Here is a 20,725-nt window from a genome sequence, read left to right as displayed (position 1 = left end):
ACTTAAAGTAAGCGACCCTGTGACTTAATGGAGTCTGCCTCTGCATTCATTTGCAGACGTTGGCGCTCAATGAATTCCTTCAGGGTGTCAATGCCGCGCAATTGCAAAATCGTATTGCGGACCGCTGCCTCAACTAGAACGGCTAAGTTGCGACCAGCAGCAACCTGAATTTTGACCGTACGGATTGGAATGCCCAATACATCAATGTGCTGAGCTTCAAGCGGCAAGCGCTCAAACTCACCATCAGTTCTGCGTACAAGCTGAACAATTAGGCGCAGTTTTAATTTGCGACGAACAGCTGTTTCACCGAAGATCGTCCGGATATCCAATAATCCCAATCCACGAACTTCGAGTAAGTTACGCAAGATAACAGGGCAGCGACCCTCAATGTAATCAGGTCCAAGCCGTGCAAAGTCAACTGCATCATCCGCAACCAGGCCGTGGCCACGCGAGATCAACTCAAGACCCAATTCACTCTTGCCAAGACCAGATTCGCCAGTGAGTAGGACGCCAAGACCCAAGATGTCCATAAAGACACCATGCATTGTGATTTGAGGCGCGCCAATTTTGGTTAGGTAGGTACGTAAATGATCAATTACCTCTGCAGCAGAAATCGCAGTAGTAAATAAAGGTGTTGAAGAACGTTGGCAGAAAAGTTGTAAATCAGGGTCTGCACTCTTGCCGTCGGCCACAATCACACATGGTGGAGTTTTAGAAATCAAACTCGCAATTTGCTCTTGTTTTTGTTTTGGCTCCAGAGCAGCGTGATAGTCGACCTCTTGCTCGCCGAAGATTTGTATACGGCTCGGGTGGATTAGATTTAAGTGCCCCACCAAGTCCGAGCTGGCAGCAGCGGCTTTTACAGCCTCAGGTGGAAATGTGCGATCAGCGCCTTCGAGGCCACCAATCCAAGAAAGTTTTAATTCTGAAACATTGTCATCAAAAATCTGCTGAGCAGTTACTCCGTCTAGGAGTAATGGCTGAGTCATTTTGCTGTACCCCAGCGTTGTAGGAGGTCACAAACTTTTGAGGGGTCTGTAGATGAAAGTAAAGTTTGGCGCGCATCTGCGTCTGATAGCAGTTGAGCAATTGAAGATAGGATTTCTAAATGTTGTTGTGTAGCTTTTTCAGGTACCAATAAGAAAATCAGAATGGATACCGGTTCACCGTCGGGAGCTGCAAACTCAATAGGACTTTGGAGTCGCATATAGGCTGCGTTTGGTTGCTTAAGCCCTTTAACTCGACCGTGAGGAATAGCTACCCCAGCACCAAGGGCGGTAGAGCCTAAATCTTCGCGTGCATTGAGGAACTCGACTACAGAACTTTTGTCGATCCCAGTTTGTTTGGCAAATAGCTCTCCAGCGGCTGCAAATGCATCGGCCCTACTTTTGGCAGGTACGTCCAATGCAATGCAGTCGGGAGTAAAAAGTTGGGTCAGGGCATTCATGTGAATTGATTATAGGTGTCCTGACGCAAGAGATCACTCAAAATGCTTTTCGTGGTGATGATCTTGGATCTTTTCCTTGTGTTTGACAACTTGACGCTCCAGTTTATCCACTACCGCATCCATCGCATGATAGAGGTCGGCGTTATGTGCTTCAGCGAACAAGTCCTTCCCCTTAAGGTGAATAGTGATCTCAGCGCTTTGGCGAAGATCCTTTTCCTTGGCCTTATCCACTATCAGAAAGGCGGACGCATCAATCACGTGGTCAAAGTGCTTACGAATTTTGGCTAGCCCCGCCTCAAGGTGTGAGCGCATTGCGGGTGTAACTTCTACATGACGGCTATTAATTTTTAAATTCATTAGCAACTCCTTGTATAGATACTATTAATGCGTGCGCATAGTGATGCTTAGGGTGCGCAGCAGGCCCCTGAAATTTTTTGAGCTGTTTTTTTTGGAAAAATAAACCATGAGACTCCAGCGTATCAGCGAATTTGCTGAAAACCAAGAGGGTGAAGCGATTTTTATTACTAAAAAGGTCGGAAGCCTTGCTGGGCTTACATCCGGAAGTTTTCACCCAGATAGACTCTTCTAACAGCATCGTTTTGAATAATCTGATCTGGTTTCCCTTCGGCTAGCACGCTGCCCTCGCTGATGATGTAAGCGTGGTCGCAGATGCCTAGGGTTTCGCGGACATTGTGGTCGGTAATCAGAACCCCAATTTGACGGTCTCGCAAAAAGCGTACGATCCGCTGAATTTCCCCAACGGCAATAGGGTCAACGCCGGCAAAGGGTTCATCTAACAGAATAAATTTAGGCTGGGAAGCAAGGGCTCTTGCAATCTCAACGCGCCTGCGCTCGCCACCCGACAGGGAGAGTGCTGGATTATTGCGCAGATGGCTAATCTGGAGTTCGCCCAAGAGCTCATCTAGGCGATTGGCAATCTCAGCTTTACTGAGAGGTTTGCCACCCTGAACTTGGAGCTCAAGTACGGCTTGGATATTTTCAGCTACGTTGAGCTTTCGAAATACAGACGCTTCTTGCGGTAAATAAGAAAGGCCCATGCGGGCTCTTTCGTGAATTGGCAAATGCGTAATATCTGCGCCGTCTAAAACAATGTTTCCACCATCGAGAGGAACAAGGCCAACAATCATGTAGAAGGAGGTTGTTTTACCCGCTCCATTGGGGCCTAACAAACCTACTACCTCTCCACATCGCACTTGAACGGATACGTCACGAACCACAGTCCTTGAGCCATAACGTTTTTGTAGGTTATGGGCGCTGAGTGTGGGCGCATCGCTGGCTTGAGTTAAATCCGCTGTCATTTCTCTAATGTTGCTTTTCGTCTTGGTGAAAGGATGGCTCTTGCTAATGGTAGGTCTTCTGGCTTTGCATCCTTTGGAGGGATGACACGATAGTACTGCTTTACATCATCGTACTCAATTTTCCAGCCCTTTAATTGATCGAGCATTTGCATATTGAGTAAGCGTTTCAGGCTGGCGTCTCCAGTGATTGTTAGGAACTCTGTTTTGGCATCATATGTAACCTGGGCGCCACGCCCTTGCATAAATTCATCTGCGGGTCCTTCGCGACGTTGCCTGAAGCTGGCTACCTCATTGGGATTACCGATGACATCAACAAATTCATAACCTTGAGGATCGACTGTAATGTGCCCATCTTCACCGGTAACAATAATGCTGCCTTTGATAAGGAGAACTTGACCGTTAAGGTCATAAATTTGTTTAACGTCGTTTACGGAAACTTTCTCTGCTTCCAAAATAACGGGCTTGTCTTGATCTGCTTTTTCAGCGTGCGCTGGACTCGCTATAGAGAGCCCTAATACAAGGAAGCCAAGAAGGATTCGAGCCTGCTGCCAATGAATGATGCGCATTATGGATTTCTCCGGGGCGCGCGTTCAATACGTCCCTTAACTTGACCGCTGAGCACCATACTTTGTTCAATATTATTAAATACTCCGCCATCTGTGGAGTTCATGATTGACATTCCCTGTTCCAGGGTAATGGGTCGATTCGTTTCAATAATGTCGTCGTTAATTAAAACTTTGAAATAACTAGAGCTAGCCAACATTCTTAAAGTGGCTGGCTGGGTTGCTGTGGCCTCTTGAGCAGGTCGGTAAATGCTAGCGTTATCGTATAAATCCAAAATGGTGAGATCGCCATCAAGATGCCCAGTATCGGACTTGACTGTTACCGGCGCCTTATCAGCTTGAAACAAACGCATGCGGGGCGTCAGAATATCGATGGATGCGTCATCATCATAGTGAGTTACCTTCACACCCAGAATTCGATATTTAGTGTTTCCTAATTCATTTAGCGCAGATAGCGCGCCATCTTTAATAGTGTAATCAGGCTCATGAAGGCGTACTCGCTCTAGAGGAGATTTTTCTGGTGGAGTAGTTTTTTGCACTAACCAAAAAGTGGATAGAGTCAGGACGCCCATCAAAAGCAACGGCATCAGGCGCAACAATGTGCGACCAATACCAAGCCTAATTTGTTGGGGATTCAGTTGCATTGCTTAGATACGAGCCTTGGCTAGTAATTCTTCATAGCGATTCTGTGCTTTGAGAATGAGATCACACACTTCGCGTACAGCACTATTGCCGCCGTTACGGGTAGTTACTAAGTGAGCAAATTCTTTAACAGCTTCATGACCTTGTGCTGGACAAATTCTTAAACCAGCCCGTTTCATCATTTGCATGTCTGGCCAGTCGTCACCCATAACGGCACAATCTGCTGAAGTGAGTCCTAGGGATTTGATGACTTCTGCTAATGCAATAGCTTTGTTTTCAACGCCCATGTGGACATGTTTAATTCCAAGCTCTTCACAGCGTGCCAAAACCATTTTTGAATTTCTGCCGGTGATGATTGCAGTAGGAATGCCACATTGCTCTAATAGCTTTATACCCAAACCGTCTTGAATATCAAAAGCTTTTAAAGATTCTTTGCCATCGGCGCCAATCCAAACTTGACCATTCGTTAAGACGCCATCTACATCTAGCACTAAGAGCTTTACCTTGCCTGCGCGCTCCCAGGCTTGAGGATATTGGGCTAATGGGTTGGTGTTATGAGTACTAAAGGCGCTGGGCATGAATAGATCGATTGCTAAGGAAATTAAATAACTTTGGCTGCAAATAAATCATGCAGATTTAGGGCACCCAATAAACGACCTTTGTCATCAGTCACCACTAGATGATTGATGCGATGCTTCTCCATCATCTCAATCGCCTCTTCAGCCAGTAGTTCAGCCGGGATGGTGCGAGGATCGGCAGTAGTTGCGCTCTCGAGTTTGATGCCATCTAGGTTGGTAGTTTTTTCTAGCAGGCGACGTAAGTCACCATCGGTCAATATGCCAAACACTTTTTTGTTGGCATCCAGAATTACCACCATGCCCATACGTTTTGAAGTCATCTCTAATAAGGCGTCTTGCAGAGATGCATCGATCGAGATCTTTGGGGTGTCTGCAAAACTGCGCATCACTTCGCTGACATGCATCAGTTGCTTGCGACCCAGTCTGCCACCAGGATGAGAGCGAATAAAGTCTTCAGCTTTAAATCCTCTGGCGTCAAGCAATGCAACAGCCAAGGCATCACCCATTGCTAATGCAGCAGTAGTGCTGGTAGTGGGCGCGAGATTTAATGGACAAGCTTCTTTTTCTACGCTGGTATCCAGATGAGCATCCGCTAATTTGGCAAGAGAAGAATTTGGTGCGCCGGTTAGCGCAATGAGTTTGGCGCCAGTGCGCTTCACAATAGGTACGATGGTCAAAAGCTCATCCGTTTCACCGGAATTAGATAGTGCTACAAAAACATCGTCTCTAGTAACCATGCCTAAATCACCATGGCTAGCCTCAGCAGGGTGAACAAAAAAGGCAGGGGAGCCGGTAGATGCAAAGGTGGCGGCAATTTTGCGAGCAATATGACCAGATTTGCCTATTCCGGAAACCACGATTCGGCCTTTGCAGCCATGCAGAAGTTCAACCGCCAGCACAAGGGCGTCAGCATTGACGCCTTCTAGGCGATCACGCATTGTTTGCAGTGCAGCAGCCTCAATAGTGAGGGTGTCGCGCGCAAGCTTTAGGGTACGTTCACGAGTCTTAGCTATCATCGAGTAAGTATATGCCGTCAGTCCTTCAATTAACCCTCATTCTCCTGGCCTCAGGTGTGGCCGGAGTAGTTATTTTCCGCTATTTTGGCTTGCCCCCTATTTTGGGCTATTTGGCCATCGGCGTGCTGATTGGCCCCCATGCCTTGGGTTTGGCCAATGACTCAGCCACCGTTAAGTATTTAGCCGAATTTGGCGTAGTTTTCTTGATGTTCTCGATCGGTCTGGAATTTAACCTCCACAAGCTGCGGGCAATGCGATCTATCGTATTTGGCCTAGGCGGTAGTCAAGTCATTCTGACAATGCTGTTGGCGATTCCCGCTAGCTTATTAATGAATTGGATTTACCCCATATCGTGGCATGCCGCCATTGCTTTAGGTGGCGCATTGGCAATGTCATCCACAGCAATTGTGACTAAATTGATTTCGGATCGCGCTGAATTAGAAACCGAACATGGTCGTAACGTTGTGGGTATTTTGCTATTCCAGGATTTGGCGGTTGTATTCCTTTTGATCTTATTGCCATCTCTCGGAAAAAATCCTTCTGACTTATTTGTTGCATTGACTGCAGCATCGATCAAAATCACGATGGCCTTGGTATTGATTTTCTTTATTGGCCAAAGCTTGATGAGTCATTGGTTTAGGTTGGTTGCTAAGTTGCGCTCACAAGAGTTGTTCATGCTGAACCTTTTGTTGATTGTGCTCGGCATGGCGGGGCTCACAGAGCATTTTGGTTTGTCGCTAGCGCTTGGCGCTTTCTTGGCCGGTATGTTGATTTCTGAAACCCCTTATCGCCATCAGGTGGAAGAAGACGTCAAACCATTCCGTGATGTCTTGCTCGGCCTCTTCTTTATTACGATTGGCATGTTGCTTGATTTCAATGTCATTCGCGAGCAGTGGGTGCTTGTTCTCGCTTTGTTAATCGGGCCACTTATCTTTAAGTTTGGCCTTATCGCTTTGTTGTCTAGAGTCTTTGGCTCAAGCCCCGGCATCTCCATTAGAACTGGCCTGTGTCTAGCTCAGGCAGGTGAATTCGGCTTTGTGTTGCTCAATCAGATTGATGGTTTGGATTTGATTGATCCCACTTTGAGTCAAGCGGTATTAGCAGCCATGTTGATCTCCATGTTCTGCGCGCCATTCCTAATTGAATATAGCGATCGTATTGCAATGCGCTTCTCTAGTAATGAATGGCTATTGCAATCTCTTGCATTAACACGTGTTGCTGCCAAGAGTGTGCGCAATGAAAACCATGTCGTTATTTGTGGCTTTGGTCGTTCAGGCCAAAGTTTGGCACGCATGCTTGATCAAGAAAAAATTCCGTACATTGCCTTGGATTTAGATCCAGATCGCGTCAAAGAAGCTGCAGCTGCTGGCGACAATGTGGTTTATGGCGATGCAAGTCGTGAAAACTATTTAGTTGCTGCCGGCCTCTCGAGGGCAAAGGCGGTAGTAATTACCTATGCTGATACCGCTGCAAGCATGCGTGTTCTCCGTCAAGTTGAGCATTTGCGTCCAGGCATGACTGTATTAGTGCGCACCAGAGATGATGCGGATATTGCGAAGTTACAGGCTGCGGGTGCTACCGAGGTTGTCCCTGAGTTAATCGAAGGCAGTTTGATGATTGCCTCACACGTCTTGTTAATTATGGGTGTGCCGATGCGCAAGGTGGTCCGCCGCATTACTACTGCACGGGAAGAGCGCTATAGCTTGTTGAGGGGTTACTTCCGCGGATCGGCCGACGATGACTTTGGATCCAATGAATCTTGGCGCTTGCATGCCATCACGCTTTTACCTAATTCACAGGCAATTGGTAAAACGCTAGGTGAGCTTGACCTAGAGAAAGAGGGCGTTAACGTTCAGGCGGTTCGTCGTAAGAGCCGTAACGCTGATTATGTGAAGTTGGACCCCACTCTAGATCTGCAGCTAGAAGCTAACGATATTTTGGTGATCTCAGGCAATTCAGAAGCAACCGATTTGGCTGAAGCCAAATTGCTCTGAGATCTGATAGCGCCTTACTTTTTCTTTTTGCTTGCTACAGGGGTCGGCGCTTTGCGAGTTAGTAATGGTGCCAAGTAGTGACCTGTAAAACTCACTTCATTCTTAGCCACATCTTCCGGTGTACCAGTAGCAATAATCTGTCCACCACCAGCACCACCCTTAGGACCTAGATCAATAATCCAATCTGCCGTCTTAATGACATCGAGATTGTGCTCAATGATGACAATCGTGTTGCCCTGTTTCTTGAGTGTCTGAATGACTGTCAGCAATAACTGGATGTCATGGAAATGTAAGCCAGTAGTCGGTTCATCGAGGATGTACAAGGTTCTGCCGGTGTCACGTTTGGAAAGTTCTAGAGAGAGCTTTACGCGTTGCGCTTCGCCGCCAGATAAAGTGGTTGCGCTTTGTCCAAGCTTCACATAACCCAAGCCAACATCAAGCAATGTTTTGAGTTTGCGCTTTACTACAGGAACTGCTTCAAAGAATTCATGGGCTTGTTCGATGGTCATCGATAGCACTTCATGAATATTCTTACCTTTGTAGCGAATATCTAAAGTCTCGCGGTTATAGCGTTTACCGTGACAAACATCGCAAGGAACATAGACGTCTGGCAAGAAATGCATTTCTACCTTGAGAACGCCGTCGCCTTCACAAGAATCGCAGCGACCACCTTTAACGTTAAAAGAGAAACGACCTGCCTCATAGCCACGTTCGCGTGAAGCTGGAACGCCTGCAAAAAGTTCTCTGATTGGAGTAAAGAGCCCTGTATAAGTGGCTGGGTTAGAGCGTGGTGTTCTGCCAATCGGTGACTGGTCAACGCTAATGACTTTGTCAAAATGCTCTAAACCTTTAATTGCATCGTGCGCTGCTGGTTCTGCATTAGAGCCATATAGATGCTGGGCTACAGCATGATGCAGGGTGTCATTAATGAGAGTCGATTTACCGGAGCCTGAAACGCCAGTAACGCAGGTTAACAATCCAACTGGAATCTTGGCGTGCACTGATTGCAAATTATTGCCGCGTGCACCAATGATTTCTAAGAAACGATCGTTTACTGGAATGCGATTTTCTGGAACAGCGATCGCCTCGCGTCCAGCAAGGTAAGCGCCAGTTAAAGAGTTCGGATTGGCTTCTACTTCTACTGGGGTGCCTTGAGCAACCACCTCACCACCATGAACGCCAGCACCAGGACCAATGTCGATCACCCAGTCAGATGCACGAATCATATCTTCATCATGCTCAACTACTAAAACGCTATTACCCAAATCACGTAAGTGTTTTAGCGTGCCAATGAGGCGGTCATTATCACGTTGATGCAGGCCAATCGATGGTTCATCTAAGACGTACATGACGCCGGTTAAGCCAGAGCCAATCTGGCTTGCCAGGCGGATACGCTGTGCTTCACCACCTGAAAGAGTATCTGCACTACGCTCGAGAGAAAGGTAATCAAGACCTACGTCATTTAAAAAGCGTAGACGTGCACCAATCTCTTTAACAATCTTGTCGGCGATTTCTCGTTTAGCACCTTTGAGCTCAAGCGTTTCAAAATATTCTTTTGCCTCTTTTAGAGGTAGGGCGCTGATTTCATAAATAGCGCGCGATTGTTTTTTCTCACCCACTTTGACAAAGCGGGCTTCTTTGCGTAAACGACTGCCGTTGCATTCAGGACATGTTTGTACGTTTTGATAGCGCGATAATTCTTCACGCACTGTCATTGAGTCGGTTTCGCGATAGCGTCTTTCAAAGTTCGCAACAATGCCTTCAAAAGCATGCTCACGAATGCTGTTCTTGCCACGCTCGTTGATGTACTCAAATGGAATGGTGACATCGCCAGAGCCCAATAAAATCAGGTCCTGCTGTTTCTTGTTGAGTGTCTCAAATGGTTTTTCTACGTCGAAGCCGCCATGCTTGGCTAAGGTCTGCAGTAACTTGAAATAGAACTGATTACGACGATCCCAGCCTTTAATGGCTCCTGATGCCAGCGATAAATCTGGATGAGCAACAATTCGTTTGGGATCAAAGAAGGACTGGTGGCCTAGACCATCGCAGGATGGGCAAGCGCCCATTGGATTATTGAAGGAGAAGAGGCGAGGCTCTAATTCTTGTAATGAGTATGAACACACTGGGCAAGCAAACTTGCTTGAGAAGATCATCTCTTTGCCGGTATCCATATCAACGATCATGGCTTTACCATCAGCAAGGCGTAAAGCAGTTTCAAAAGATTCCGCTAAACGTTGCTGAATATCAGGTCGAACTTTAATGCGATCGACAACCACTTCAATCGAGTGCTTATCGTTTTTCTTCAGCGTTGGTAGTTGATCAACTTCAAAGATCTCCGCCTTAGCAGTATTAGCTGTGCCGCCGCCAGAGCGTACCCGGAAGCGCACAAAGCCTTGTGCCTGTAGGTCTTGGAAGAGGTCAACGAATTCGCCTTTTCGCTCGCTGATAACAGGAGCCAAAATCATCAACTTCGTATCTTCGGGCATCGACAATACAGTGTCGACCATTTGAGAAACGCTTTGCGCTTCTAATGGAAGATCGTGATCTGGACAATGCGGCGTTCCGGCACGTGCAAATAGCAAACGCAAGTAATCATGAATTTCAGTAACGGTACCTACGGTTGATCGAGGGTTATGGCTAGTAGCTTTTTGCTCGATCGAAATCGCTGGCGATAACCCCTCAATCGTGTCAACGTCTGGTTTTTCCATGAGTTGTAAAAACTGACGTGCGTATGCAGAGAGGGACTCAACATATCGGCGCTGGCCTTCTGCATAAAGAGTGTCGAAAGCCAATGAGCTTTTGCCTGAACCGGATAAACCAGTGAGGACGACTAATTTCTCTCTAGGGATGTCTAGATTGATGTTTTTGAGGTTGTGGGTGCGGGCACCGCGGATCTTGATTTCGTTATTCATGATTTTTTAGCGTAACTTGTTAATATAGCTCTTTCCCATGAATTCTTCTGAACTTCGCTCCACTCTGGCCTTAGCAGGCATCTTTGGCCTCCGCATGTTGGGCTTATTTCTGCTATTGCCCATCTTCAGCATTCATGCACGAGGCTTGCCGGGTGGTGAGCATGCCCTTTGGGTTGGTTTGGCGCTTGGGATATTCAATATTGTTCAGGCCTGTTTTTATATCCCTTTGGGTCGTTTATCGGACCGAATTGGGCGTAAACCAGTCGTTTTATGGGGACTGTCCTTATTTGTAGCTGGCGCTCTGATTTGTGCCGCTAAAGATGATTTGTTATGGATTGCAATTGGTCGCGGAATTATGGGTGCTGGAGCAGTTTCAGCTGCCATTTCAGCCTGGGTTGCTGATTTAACCCGTGAACAAGTTCGCACCCGAGCTATGGCCTTGGTTGGTGGCAGTATTGCCCTCTCATTTGCTCTTTCTTTGGTGATTGCTGCTCCGATTTATCGCGCGATTAGCCTCAGTGGAATTTTTATTGTTCTGGCGGTGTTGGGTGTCATTGCGATGTTTGTCACTTATTACATGTTGCCAACAAGTAAACCAGAAGCAAAAGTTCAACAAGCTTCATTGAAAGAAGTTTTCTTTCGTCCAGAGTTGATGCGTTTAAATCTCGGCGTATTTGTATTGCATGCAACTCAAGTTGCTATGTTCTTGGTAGTGCCAAGGCTTTTGGTACAAGCAGGTTTACCACTTTCTTCGCATTGGGAAATTTATCTTCCTGTAGTGCTGCTCTCATTTGTCTTCATGGCGCCTGCAATTATTTATGGCGAGAAGAAGCAGAAATTAAGAACGGTATTGTTAGTAGCGATTGTTTTGTTATTGATTGCTGAAACACTATTCACCCAAGCTAATTCAGTCATGTCTATAGCGACTGCGCTACTAATTTATTTTGTTGGCTTTAATTTGCTGGAGGCTTTGCAGCCATCCCTAGTGTCGCGTTTTGCAAAAGAATCTAAGGGCACCGCCCTAGGTGTTTATAACACTACGCAATCGATTGGCTTGTTCTCTGGGGCTGTAATTGGAGGTTATTTAATGGATAGCCATGGTGATTTATCGGTCTTTGCAATGGGGGCAGTGCTCTTGGTTTGCTGGCTTATAATTGCTTGGTCGATGGGTGAAATGCCAACGAGAGCAACAGAATCAAAGGATGCAACCACAAAGACATAACCGCAGCTTCATAGATTAAATTAAAGCGAGCAGTTTATTTTTTAGCAGTAATAACAGTAGTATTTTTCTTCGGGAGACAACATGGCTTCGGTAAATAAGGTCATCATCGTAGGTAACGTAGGACGCGATCCAGAAACTCGTTACATGCCAAGCGGCGACGCCGTTACAAACATTTCAGTAGCAACATCTGATCGCTACAAAGACAAACAAACTGGCGAAATGAAAGAAACCACAGAATGGCACCGTGTTGCATTCTTCGGTAAGCTTGCAGAAATCGCTGGTCAGTACCTCAAAAAAGGTTCACAGGTTTATGTTGAAGGTCGTCTGCGTACTCGCAAATGGACTGACGCTAGCGGCCAAGAAAAGTATTCCACAGAGATCGTTGCAGAAACTATGCAAATGCTCGGTGGCAAGCCAGTTGGTGGCAGTGGTGATGGCGGCGAAAGCTACAGCCGCTCAAAGCCGGCTGAGCAGTCTGCTCCAGCAGCCTCCAACGCTGCATCACTAGGTGCAATGGACGACGATATTCCGTTTTAAACAAGACTAACTAATGCGGTGAATGCCGCAATAGCAAAAACCCCTTCTAGGATTTCCTATAAGGGGTTTTTATTTATCTACTGTCTTGCGTGACGAATATTTTCAGGCCACGGAGAGTTGTGGTCGGTACGGAAAGGGTTGATATCTAGGCCGCCGCGTCGTGTGTAACGCGCATACACAGACAACTTCTCTGGTTTGCATTGGCGCTTGATATCCGTAAAGATAGTTTCTACGCAATGTTCATGAAACTCACCTAATTGTCTAAAGCCGATGAGATAACGCAATAAACCTTCTTCCAGAATTGGTCTGCCTTGATAGCGAATTTGTACGCTTGCCCAATCTGGTTGACCTGTCACAGGGCAATTAGATTTGAGCAGGTGAGAAACCAGACACTGCTCAATTGGGCCAAAGGATTCATTCACACCCAGCAGGCTTGGGTTTGCAGGTAGGTTTGGATCAACTTCAATATCCAGGCGATCCATCAAGATGCCACCCATTTCTTGCATCCCTTTTTTAGAGATAGCTTCCGTAGGGTTGATGCGAGTAGTAATTTTGCTGCCAGCAACTGCTGATAGGTCTGTAATCAGTCTGTCTTTAACTTCATTATCATCTTCAAAGCGTGCGCTGTTGAGGCTGTTGAGATACAACTTAAAGGATTTGGACTCAATCATGTTGGGCGAGTCAGCCGGAATTTGAAACTCCGCTAAGGCAATTTGCGGCTTTCCTTTTTTGTTGAGCCAACTCAGCTCAAATGCATTCCAAATATCCACCCCAACGAATGGCAGCGCCTGATTTTCTTTGATGCCAAGTTTCTTGCGATTTTCTATTCTTGGAATGGGAAATAACAAGCTTGGATCGTATTGATCTGGATATTGCGTGGATTGTCCGAGCGGAAGTGTTGCCATGAATTGTTTTATTTCTTAGGCTTGTTAGATACGCCTGATACTACATGCCCTGTTGGCGCAACAGATGCTGCAGATTGGCAGTGACCAGTTTGATCGTCAAAGAAGAAGTCCGGCTCAAATTCTCTTAAAAACTCACTCTTCGAGAGGCCACCTAAAAACATTGCTTCATCAACATCAATACCCCATGCCATCAGAGTACGAATGGCACGCTCGTGTGCAGGCGCAGAGCGCGCTGTCACTAGTGCAGTACGAATGCGCATGCCATTTTCACTAGTGGAGCGCTGCAGTCTGTGGAGCGCTTCGAGCAAGGGTTTAAATGGGCCTGGAGGCAAGGGAATATCGACCTTTTTGCTCTCATGATCAACAAAGGCCTCAAGTCCTTTTTTCTGAAACACTTGTTCAGCTTCATCTGAAAAGAGTACCGCGTCACCGTCAAAGGCAATACGGATTTCATTCGGGTGAGACTCTGCTGTTTTGCTGGATTCCGGAAAGACACGCGCCGCAGGAAATCCAGCATCAATCGTTGCGCGTACATCATCTTCATTTGCAGATAAAAAGAGGTTGGCATGCAGTGAGCGTAGGTAATGGTACGGTGGGCGACCTCTCGTGAATACGCCACGTTCAAGATGCAAGCCGTGATGCTCTGCAGAGCGGAAGACGCGTAGGCCGCTTACGGGATCGTTGCGAGAAAGAATTACCACTTCAACGCGCTGCTCACCCTCTTCATTAAAGGCGAGTAGTTTCTTGACCAATGGAAAAGCCACCCCTTTTTGGGCTGCTTCACTCAAACGCTCAAGCTGCAATTTCATATACGCGCTGTCATCGGTTGATTCAAAGATGCGGTTTTCTTCTTCGAAATCAAACAGGGCGCGCGAGGAGATCGCGACGACGAGTTTCCCGGTGAGTGTGTATGACATTATTTAAGAAACAAACGATAAGCAGGGTTATTGCTCTCATCCCAGTGTGGGTAGCCTAGGCCAGCCAAAAAGCTTTGGAATTTCTTCTGCTCATTCTTGGGGACCTGTAGACCAACCAAAATACGTCCATAGTCAGCGCCATGATTACGATAGTGGAACAAGCTGATGTTCCAGTTCGGCGCCATGCTGGTGAGGAACTTCATCAAAGCACCTGGACGCTCTGGAAATTCAAAGCGATAGAGCAATTCATCTTTAGCAAGCGCAGAATGTCCGCCCACCATGTGGCGTAAATGTGACTTCGCTAATTCATCGTGAGTCAGGTCAATCGTTGCAAACTTTGCTTTGCGGAAATGCTTTGCAATTGTTTCGCTATCACCAGACTTTTGTGTGCTGATGCCTACAAAAATATGTGCTTCGCTTTGATCACCAATGCGATAGTTAAATTCAGTTACATTGCGTTTGCCAAGCAATTCGCAGAAGCGTTTGAATGAGCCGCGCTCCTCAGGAATTGTCACTGCAAATACGGCTTCACGGAACTCGCCAACGTCTGCGCGTTCGGCTACAAAGCGCAGGCGGCTAAAGTTCATATTAGCCCCGCAAGCCACAGCCACTAAGGTTTTCTTCTTGATCCGTTTTTTCTCAACGTACTTCTTCATCCCGGCAATGGCTAGTGCGCCAGCGGGTTCAAGAATGCTGCGAGTATCGGTAAAGACATCATTAATCGCTGCACAGATTTCATCTGTATCGACAGTGATAATTTCATCAACTACTTTTTTGCAAATGCGGAATGTTTCTTTGCCGACGAGTTTCACAGCAGTGCCGTCTGAGAACAAACCAACATCTTTCATCTCAATGCGCTTATTCGCTTTGAGCGATTGATTCATGGCATCTGAGTCTGACGCTTGAACGCCAATTACTTTTGTCTTTGGACTAACTGCTTTGATGTATTCGCCAATGCCTGCAATCAGGCCGCCACCACCAATAGCTACAAATACTGCATCGATTGGTTTTTCATATTGGGTAAAAATTTCATGGGCGATAGTTCCCTGGCCTGCAATGACATCCGGATCGTCGAATGGATGAACAAAAGTGAGACCCCGTTTTTTGCCTAAAACCTCAGAATGCTTGAAGGCATCACTATAGGATTCGCCATGAAGGATGATTTCGACCCAAGATCCGCCTCGAGCCTTAACTGCATCAATTTTGACGCTAGGAGTGGTTACCGGCATCACGATTACAGCTTTGCACTTCATTTTGGCTGCCGATAGGGCAACGCCTTGGGCATGATTGCCTGCGGAGGCTGCAATAACCCCGCGTTTTAAGGCTTCCGGGGGTAAATGGGCCATTTTGTTATAGGCGCCACGCAGTTTGAAGGAGAAAACCGGCTGGTTATCTTCCCTTTTTAGAAGTACCTGGTTGCCCAAACGCTTTGTCAGCTCGGGGGCGGGCTGAAGCTCGGTTTCTCTGGCTACGTCATAGACGCGAGCCGATAAAATTTTCTTTAAATAGTTCGTTGCCATCCAATGAGCGTACCACGGATGGCTCCTAAGCCCTTAGATTTGCAAGGGTTTATCTAATTTGGGAGCAGCTTTCTCGGAATACTGCCAGTATCAGGATTGCTCTATTAAAATGCTTATTTATCAAATATGTCGCTATGAACGCCCCACTAGCTTTGAACCAGTTGTTGAACGCTGAGGCGGGTTCCCCCCGTCTGCGTGAAATTCCCTACAACTACACCTCCTTTTCAGATCGAGAGATTGTTATTCGCCTATTGGGTGAGGAGTCATGGCGCGTACTAAATAACTTGCGTGGCGTTCGCCGTACTGGCCGTTCTGCCCGGATGTTGTTTGAGATTCTCGGTGATATCTGGGTTGTTCAACGTAACCCTTTCTTGCAAGATGACTTACTTGATAGTCCAAATCGTCGCAAGCAATTAATTGATGCTCTCTGGCATCGCTTGGGCGAAGTCAAGAAGCGCAATAATGGCGACTCTGCAGATCAAGTCGAAATTTTATTAAGCGCTGCCTATCGCGCAATTGAAAATTTTGAAAATGGATTTAAAGAAGTTGAAGTCATTCGTAAGCGTGCTCGAAAAGAGTTGGGCCGTCATACCGCTTCTGACAATATTTGTTTTGATGGTGTGTCTCGTGCTGCGCACGTTACTGATGCAACAGACTGGCGTGTTGAGTTTCCACTCGTCGTTCTCAAGCCTGACTACGAATCCGAAATTCCGGGTTTAGTGAAAGCTTGTGTTGAATTAGGTTTGACAATTATTCCTCGTGGAGGCGGCACTGGCTATACCGGTGGTGCAATTCCGCTTTATGCAATGTCCGCAGTTATTAACACTGAGAAGTTGCAAGATATTGGTAGCGTCAAAGCTAAAAAACTTCCTGGCCTTGACCGCGAAGTGTCAACCATCTTTACAGGTGCAGGTGTTGTAACCCGCCGCGTATCGGATGCTGCAGAGCATGCTGGGCTTGTGTTTGCAGTTGATCCGACCTCTGCTGATGCCAGCTGTATTGGCGGCAATATTGCGATGAATGCTGGTGGTAAAAAAGCAGTTCTCTGGGGAACGGCTTTAGATAATCTCGCTAGCTGGCGCATGGTTGATCCAGAAGGCAATTGGTTAGATGTGGAACGTCTTGATCACAACATGGGCAAGATTCATGATGTGGCAATGGTACGTTTTCAGTTAACTTGGTCTGATGGAAATAGCGAACCTGGTCAGCGCATTCTCAAAACAGAATTATTAGAAGTTGAAGGTAAACGTTTCCGTAAAGAGGGTTTGGGAAAAGACGTTACTGATAAATTTTTATCAGGATTACCTGGCGTGCAAAAAGAAGGTTGCGATGGTTTGATTACCAGTGCAACTTGGGTTTTGCATCGCATGCCTAAATTCATGCGCACTGTTTGTTTAGAGTTTTTTGGTCAAGCACGCGAAGCTATTCCGAGCATTGTAGAAATCAAGGCTTACCTAGATGGATTAAGCAAGCAAGGCGGTCCAATTTTGGCTGGTCTTGAGCATTTAGATGATCGTTACCTAAGAGCAGTTGGTTACTCAACAAAATCTAAGCGCAATAGCTTGCCGAAGATGGTGTTGATTGGCGATATTGCAGGCGATGATGAAGAGGCCGTTGCCGCTGCAACTAGTGAAGTAGTGCGTATGGCCAATTTACGGGTTGGCGAAGGCTTTGTTGCCGTTAGCGCAGAAGCACGGAAGAAGTTTTGGCTAGATCGCGCTCGTACGGCCGCGATTGCCCGTCATACCAACGCATTTAAGATCAATGAAGACGTCGTAATTCCTTTGCCACGTATGGGCGAGTACACCGATGGCATTGATCGCATCAATATTGAGCTTTCTCTCAAAAATAAGCTCAAAGTGCTCGATGGTCTAGAGGCTTTCTTGAAGAAGAGTGCTCTGCCACTTGGTAAGAGTGATGCTGAGTACGAGATTCCAACAGCAGAAATCTTGGGCGATCGTGTTCAACAAGCTTTGGAGTTAATTGCTAAGGTGCGTACTCGTTGGGCTGATTGGCTCACACAGATGGATGTGCATTTCCCGCAACTACAAAATTACAGCTTGCGTGCTTCCTGGAAAGAGGAAGTACGTTCAGAGTTGCGCATCATCTTTGGTGGTCTGGCGTTTGAGCCTATCCTCACTGAGTTGGAAGCCATTCATAAAAACATTTTGCGTAAACGTGTCTTCGTAGCTTTGCACATGCATGCGGGTGACGGTAACGTTCACACCAATATTCCTGTGAACTCTGATGACTATGAGATGTTGCAAGATGCCCATCGTGCTGTAGACCGCATCATGAAGTTAGCGCGCTCTTTGGACGGTGTGATTTCTGGCGAGCATGGTATTGGTATCACCAAATTAGAGTACCTTACTGAAGCCGAGCTTAAAGATTTCCGTAGTTATAAGAATCGCGTTGATCCAGAGGGCCGCTTTAACAAAGGCAAATTAATGCCGCATGCAGATCTGAGCATGGCTTACACACCAAGCTTTGGTTTGATGGGTCATGAGTCAATCATCATGCAACAAAGTGATATTGGCGCGATTGCTGATAGCGTGAAAGATTGCTTGCGTTGCGGTAAATGTAAGCCAGTGTGCTCTACACATGTGCCGCGTGCAAACTTGCTTTACAGCCCACGCGATAAGATTCTGGCAACCTCATTACTGATTGAAGCCTTCTTGTACGAAGAGCAGACGCGTCGTGGTGTTTCGATTCGTCACTGGGAAATGTTTGACGATGTAGCTGCGCATTGCACCGTATGTCACAAGTGTTTGACGCCTTGCCCGGTCAAGATTGACTTTGGTGACGTGACTATGAATATGCGTAATTTATTGCGCAAGATGGGTCAGCAACGTTTTAATCCTGGTACTGCTGCGTCGATGTTTTTCCTTAATGCGACTAGCCCAGAAAGCATCCATCTTGCCCGCAAGACGATGATTGGTTGGGGTTACAAGCTACAGCGCTTGGGTAATGATGTTCTGCGCAAGTTCGCCAAACAACAAACAGCACACCCTCCTGCAACGGTAGGTAAGCCGAGCGTTAAAGAGCAGGTGATCTTCTTTGTTAACAAGAAGATGCCAGGCAATTTACCCAAGAAAACCGCTCGCGCTTTATTGGATATTGAAGACGCTAACTACGTACCAATTATTCGGGACCCTAAAACGACTTCTGCTGATACTGAAGCAGTGTTTTATTTCCCGGGCTGTGGCTCTGAGCGTTTGTTCTCACAGGTAGGCTTGGCTACTCAGGCTATGTTGTGGAATGTGGGTGTGCAAACGGTATTACCTCCAGGCTACCTTTGCTGCGGCTATCCACAGCGCGGCAATGGCGACTTTGATAAAGCTGAGAAGATGATCACGGATAACCGTGTCTTATTCCACCGCGTTGCCAATACTCTGAATTACTTGGATATCAAGACCGTTGTAGTTTCATGCGGTACTTGTTATGACCAGTTGGCTGGCTATCAGTTTGAGCAGATTTTCCCCGGCTGCCGAATTATTGATATTCATGAGTTCTTGGCTGAAAAGGGTGTGAAGCTCTCTGGCGTCACTGGCGTGAAATATATGTATCACGATCCTTGCCACTCACCAATGAAGTTGCAGGATCCATTGAAGACAGTCAACGAGTTAATCCAACTCGAAGATGGTAAAGCTATTGCTAAAAATGATCGTTGCTGTGGCGAGTCTGGAACTCTGGCTGTAACTCGTCCTGATATCTCTACACAAGTTCGTTTCCGTAAGCAGATTGAAATGGAAAAAGCTGCCAATGAATTGCGTCAAGGTGATTTCACTGGCGAAGTCAAAGTGTTGACAAGCTGTCCATCCTGTTTGCAAGGCCTGACACGTTTTGATGCTGATAGCGATACAACAGCGGATTACATTGTGGTGGAGATGGCGCAGAAGTTGTTAGGCAAAGACTGGATGCAGGACTACGTTGCTAAAGCAAACCAAGGCGGTATTGAGAGGGTTCTTGTTTAATGATTCCAAGCAATATCGTTGTGCATCAACAGTCCAAGGTTCTAGAGCTCTCGTACGAGAATGGCCAGACTTATAAATTGCCCTTTGAGTTTCTAAGAGTTCTATCTCCCTCCGCTGAAGTTCAAGGTCATGGACCTGGGCAAGAAACATTACAAACTGGTAAGCGCGATGTCTTGATCGCAAATATTGAGCCTGTTGGCCACTACGCCCTCAAGCCAAGTTTTTCTGATGGACACGATTCAGGTTTGTACTCTTGGGATTTTTTATATTTCTTATGCGAAAACCAAGAGCAATTATGGAAAGAGCATTTGAGTAAATTGGCTGCTGCAGGTCTTGATCGTGATGCGCCTATGGCGCAGGCAGGACAGTCGGGCGGTCATTCTTGTGGAAGTCACTAATGAGTAAAACGCATTTTGGTTATCAAAGCGTTGATGAGGCCGAGAAGGCTGGTAAGGTCGCTGAAGTATTTCACTCGGTAGCTAGTAAATATGACGTGATGAATGACCTCATGTCATTTGGCTTACACCGTGTTTGGAAAAAAATTACGATTGCGCGCGCAAATGTTCGCCCAGGTCAAAAGGTTTTAGATATTGCCGGTGGAACTGGAGACTTAGCTGCAGCATTTGCAAAAGCGGCTGACTGGGGTCGCAACCCCGACGCTCAAGTTTGGTTAAGCGACATTAATGCCTCTATGCTGGGAGTTGGTCGCGATCGACTCTTGGATCGCGGAATGGCTTTGCCTTGTGTGCAGTTTGATGCAGAAAAGATTCCATTTCCTAATAATCATTTTGACGTAGTTACGGTTGCCTTTGGTTTGCGCAATATGACGCACAAAGAGGTGGCTTTAGGTGAAATGCGTCGGGTAATAAAGCCGGGTGGCCGTGTATTGGTATTGGAGTTTTCGAAGCCAGATGCCTTTTTGCAGCCGGTATATGACACCTATTCTTTTAAAGTTTTGCCATGGTTGGGTGAGAAGATTGCCCAAGATTCAGAGAGCTATCGCTATTTGGCGGAATCCATTCGTATGCATCCAGATGCCCAAACCCTCAAAGAAATGATGTTAGGAGTGGGTTTTGATGAAGTGGAAACCCATAGGATGACTGGGGGTATCGTTGCCCTACATATTGGTATTAAATACTGATGGTTGTATAGTTTTAAAGTCTTAAAAACTAAAGAAAT

The 20,725-nt window shown here is 46.5% G+C and carries 18 protein-coding genes; 6 read left to right on the top strand and 12 right to left on the bottom strand.

What is annotated here, in order from left to right; genetic code table 11:
- Nucleotides 1-2 precede the first annotated feature (2 nt).
- From hprK to JaK3_RS00595, 8 genes are all read right to left on the bottom strand, one after another.
- The gene (gene hprK / locus JaK3_RS00635; RefSeq protein WP_068319631.1) at nucleotides 3-989 is read right to left on the bottom strand and encodes an HPr(Ser) kinase/phosphatase; all 987 of its coding nucleotides are present in this window, start codon (nucleotides 987-989) and stop codon (nucleotides 3-5) included.
- Nucleotides 986-1,447, bottom strand: coding sequence for a PTS sugar transporter subunit IIA (locus tag JaK3_RS00630; protein WP_068319629.1), 462 nt, complete (start codon nucleotides 1,445-1,447; stop codon nucleotides 986-988). The genes hprK and JaK3_RS00630 overlap by 4 nt, the downstream gene beginning before the upstream one ends.
- Before the next feature lie 33 nt (nucleotides 1,448-1,480).
- Complete coding sequence (gene hpf, locus JaK3_RS00625) at nucleotides 1,481-1,804, bottom strand: ribosome hibernation-promoting factor, HPF/YfiA family (protein WP_068319625.1); 324 nt, start codon at nucleotides 1,802-1,804, stop codon at nucleotides 1,481-1,483.
- 194 nt (nucleotides 1,805-1,998) lie between these two features.
- Nucleotides 1,999-2,766: an LPS export ABC transporter ATP-binding protein gene (lptB, locus tag JaK3_RS00615; protein WP_068319620.1), complete on the bottom strand. Its 768-nt coding sequence runs from the start codon at nucleotides 2,764-2,766 to the stop codon at nucleotides 1,999-2,001.
- A complete protein-coding gene (gene lptA / locus JaK3_RS00610; protein ID WP_068319618.1) occupies nucleotides 2,763-3,332 on the bottom strand; it encodes a lipopolysaccharide transport periplasmic protein LptA in 570 nt (189 codons plus the stop codon). Before lptA ends, lptB begins: the two co-directional genes overlap by 4 nt.
- A complete protein-coding gene (gene lptC / locus JaK3_RS00605) occupies nucleotides 3,332-3,973 on the bottom strand; it encodes an LPS export ABC transporter periplasmic protein LptC (protein ID WP_068319617.1) in 642 nt (213 codons plus the stop codon). The genes lptA and lptC overlap by 1 nt, the downstream gene beginning before the upstream one ends.
- A 3-nt stretch (nucleotides 3,974-3,976) precedes the next feature.
- On the bottom strand, nucleotides 3,977-4,549 hold the full coding sequence (locus JaK3_RS00600) for a KdsC family phosphatase (RefSeq protein ID WP_068319616.1): 573 nt from the start codon (nucleotides 4,547-4,549) through the stop codon (nucleotides 3,977-3,979).
- A gap of 23 nt (nucleotides 4,550-4,572) precedes the next feature.
- Nucleotides 4,573-5,565, bottom strand: coding sequence for a KpsF/GutQ family sugar-phosphate isomerase (locus JaK3_RS00595; protein WP_068319615.1), 993 nt, complete (start codon nucleotides 5,563-5,565; stop codon nucleotides 4,573-4,575).
- An 11-nt stretch (nucleotides 5,566-5,576) separates the two neighbouring features.
- On the opposite strand from JaK3_RS00595, the gene JaK3_RS00590 reads away from it, so the two are divergent.
- Nucleotides 5,577-7,559 (top strand): monovalent cation:proton antiporter family protein, encoded by a 1,983-nt coding sequence (locus JaK3_RS00590; protein WP_068319613.1) that lies wholly within the window; start codon nucleotides 5,577-5,579, stop codon nucleotides 7,557-7,559.
- Between the two features lie 14 nt (nucleotides 7,560-7,573).
- On the opposite strand, the gene uvrA is transcribed toward JaK3_RS00590, so the two are convergent.
- Nucleotides 7,574-10,471: an excinuclease ABC subunit UvrA gene (gene uvrA / locus JaK3_RS00585; RefSeq protein WP_068319611.1), complete on the bottom strand. Its 2,898-nt coding sequence runs from the start codon at nucleotides 10,469-10,471 to the stop codon at nucleotides 7,574-7,576.
- Nucleotides 10,472-10,508: 37 nt separating this feature from the next.
- On the opposite strand from uvrA, the gene JaK3_RS00580 reads away from it, so the two are divergent.
- Entirely contained in the window at nucleotides 10,509-11,693 is a 1,185-nt protein-coding gene (locus JaK3_RS00580) for an MFS transporter (protein WP_068319609.1), read from the top strand.
- A gap of 81 nt (nucleotides 11,694-11,774) precedes the next feature.
- The gene (gene ssb / locus JaK3_RS00575) at nucleotides 11,775-12,230 is read left to right on the top strand and encodes a single-stranded DNA-binding protein (RefSeq protein ID WP_068319607.1); all 456 of its coding nucleotides are present in this window, start codon (nucleotides 11,775-11,777) and stop codon (nucleotides 12,228-12,230) included.
- Between the two features lie 77 nt (nucleotides 12,231-12,307).
- On the opposite strand, the gene queF is transcribed toward ssb, so the two are convergent.
- From queF to ilvA, 3 genes are read right to left on the bottom strand one after another with little or no spacing between them, the layout of a single operon-like run.
- Nucleotides 12,308-13,135, bottom strand: coding sequence for an NADPH-dependent 7-cyano-7-deazaguanine reductase QueF (gene queF / locus JaK3_RS00570; RefSeq protein WP_068319605.1), 828 nt, complete (start codon nucleotides 13,133-13,135; stop codon nucleotides 12,308-12,310).
- Nucleotides 13,136-13,143: 8 nt separating this feature from the next.
- Entirely contained in the window at nucleotides 13,144-14,052 is a 909-nt protein-coding gene (locus JaK3_RS00565) for a 5'-nucleotidase (RefSeq protein WP_068319603.1), read from the bottom strand.
- Nucleotides 14,052-15,572, bottom strand: a complete 1,521-nt coding sequence (gene ilvA, locus JaK3_RS00560; RefSeq protein WP_068319602.1) for a threonine ammonia-lyase, biosynthetic — start codon at nucleotides 15,570-15,572, stop codon at nucleotides 14,052-14,054. The genes JaK3_RS00565 and ilvA overlap by 1 nt, the downstream gene beginning before the upstream one ends.
- Before the next feature lie 134 nt (nucleotides 15,573-15,706).
- Between ilvA and JaK3_RS00555 the strand changes: the two genes are divergently transcribed.
- From JaK3_RS00555 to ubiE, 3 genes are read left to right on the top strand one after another with little or no spacing between them, the layout of a single operon-like run.
- Nucleotides 15,707-19,546 (top strand): DUF3683 domain-containing protein, encoded by a 3,840-nt coding sequence (locus tag JaK3_RS00555; RefSeq protein ID WP_068319601.1) that lies wholly within the window; start codon nucleotides 15,707-15,709, stop codon nucleotides 19,544-19,546.
- Nucleotides 19,546-19,944: a gamma-butyrobetaine hydroxylase family protein gene (locus JaK3_RS00550; RefSeq protein WP_068319599.1), complete on the top strand. Its 399-nt coding sequence runs from the start codon at nucleotides 19,546-19,548 to the stop codon at nucleotides 19,942-19,944. The genes JaK3_RS00555 and JaK3_RS00550 overlap by 1 nt, the downstream gene beginning before the upstream one ends.
- Nucleotides 19,944-20,687 (top strand): bifunctional demethylmenaquinone methyltransferase/2-methoxy-6-polyprenyl-1,4-benzoquinol methylase UbiE, encoded by a 744-nt coding sequence (gene ubiE / locus JaK3_RS00545; RefSeq protein WP_068319597.1) that lies wholly within the window; start codon nucleotides 19,944-19,946, stop codon nucleotides 20,685-20,687. Before JaK3_RS00550 ends, ubiE begins: the two co-directional genes overlap by 1 nt.
- Nucleotides 20,688-20,725: the final 38 nt, after the last annotated feature.

It is taken from the genome of Polynucleobacter yangtzensis (assembly GCF_001595965.1).
Lineage (GTDB): Bacteria > Pseudomonadota > Gammaproteobacteria > Burkholderiales > Burkholderiaceae > Polynucleobacter > Polynucleobacter yangtzensis.
Note: the sequence above shows the minus strand (reverse complement) of the source record. Positions and strands in the feature narration are given on the sequence as shown.

Excerpts from the sequence above, each read along its gene's own strand:
- JaK3_RS00550 (WP_068319599.1), top strand. The coding sequence starts at position 19,546 with ATGATTCCAAGCAATATCGTTGTGCATCAACAGTCCAAGGTTCTAGAG.
- JaK3_RS00630 (WP_068319629.1), bottom strand. The coding sequence starts at position 1,447 with ATGAATGCCCTGACCCAACTTTTTACTCCCGACTGCATTGCATTGGAC.
- lptA (WP_068319618.1), bottom strand. The coding sequence starts at position 3,332 with ATGCGCATCATTCATTGGCAGCAGGCTCGAATCCTTCTTGGCTTCCTT.
- JaK3_RS00595 (WP_068319615.1), bottom strand. The coding sequence starts at position 5,565 with ATGATAGCTAAGACTCGTGAACGTACCCTAAAGCTTGCGCGCGACACC.
- JaK3_RS00590 (WP_068319613.1), top strand. The coding sequence starts at position 5,577 with ATGCCGTCAGTCCTTCAATTAACCCTCATTCTCCTGGCCTCAGGTGTG.
- lptC (WP_068319617.1), bottom strand. The coding sequence starts at position 3,973 with ATGCAACTGAATCCCCAACAAATTAGGCTTGGTATTGGTCGCACATTG.
- queF (WP_068319605.1), bottom strand. The coding sequence starts at position 13,135 with ATGGCAACACTTCCGCTCGGACAATCCACGCAATATCCAGATCAATAC.
- hpf (WP_068319625.1), bottom strand. The coding sequence starts at position 1,804 with ATGAATTTAAAAATTAATAGCCGTCATGTAGAAGTTACACCCGCAATG.
- ubiE (WP_068319597.1), top strand. The coding sequence starts at position 19,944 with ATGAGTAAAACGCATTTTGGTTATCAAAGCGTTGATGAGGCCGAGAAG.
- JaK3_RS00580 (WP_068319609.1), top strand. The coding sequence starts at position 10,509 with ATGAATTCTTCTGAACTTCGCTCCACTCTGGCCTTAGCAGGCATCTTT.
- uvrA (WP_068319611.1), bottom strand. The coding sequence starts at position 10,471 with ATGAATAACGAAATCAAGATCCGCGGTGCCCGCACCCACAACCTCAAA.
- ssb (WP_068319607.1), top strand. The coding sequence starts at position 11,775 with ATGGCTTCGGTAAATAAGGTCATCATCGTAGGTAACGTAGGACGCGAT.
- ilvA (WP_068319602.1), bottom strand. The coding sequence starts at position 15,572 with ATGGCAACGAACTATTTAAAGAAAATTTTATCGGCTCGCGTCTATGAC.
- JaK3_RS00600 (WP_068319616.1), bottom strand. The coding sequence starts at position 4,549 with ATGCCCAGCGCCTTTAGTACTCATAACACCAACCCATTAGCCCAATAT.
- lptB (WP_068319620.1), bottom strand. The coding sequence starts at position 2,766 with ATGACAGCGGATTTAACTCAAGCCAGCGATGCGCCCACACTCAGCGCC.
- JaK3_RS00555 (WP_068319601.1), top strand. The coding sequence starts at position 15,707 with ATGAACGCCCCACTAGCTTTGAACCAGTTGTTGAACGCTGAGGCGGGT.
- hprK (WP_068319631.1), bottom strand. The coding sequence starts at position 989 with ATGACTCAGCCATTACTCCTAGACGGAGTAACTGCTCAGCAGATTTTT.
- JaK3_RS00565 (WP_068319603.1), bottom strand. The coding sequence starts at position 14,052 with ATGTCATACACACTCACCGGGAAACTCGTCGTCGCGATCTCCTCGCGC.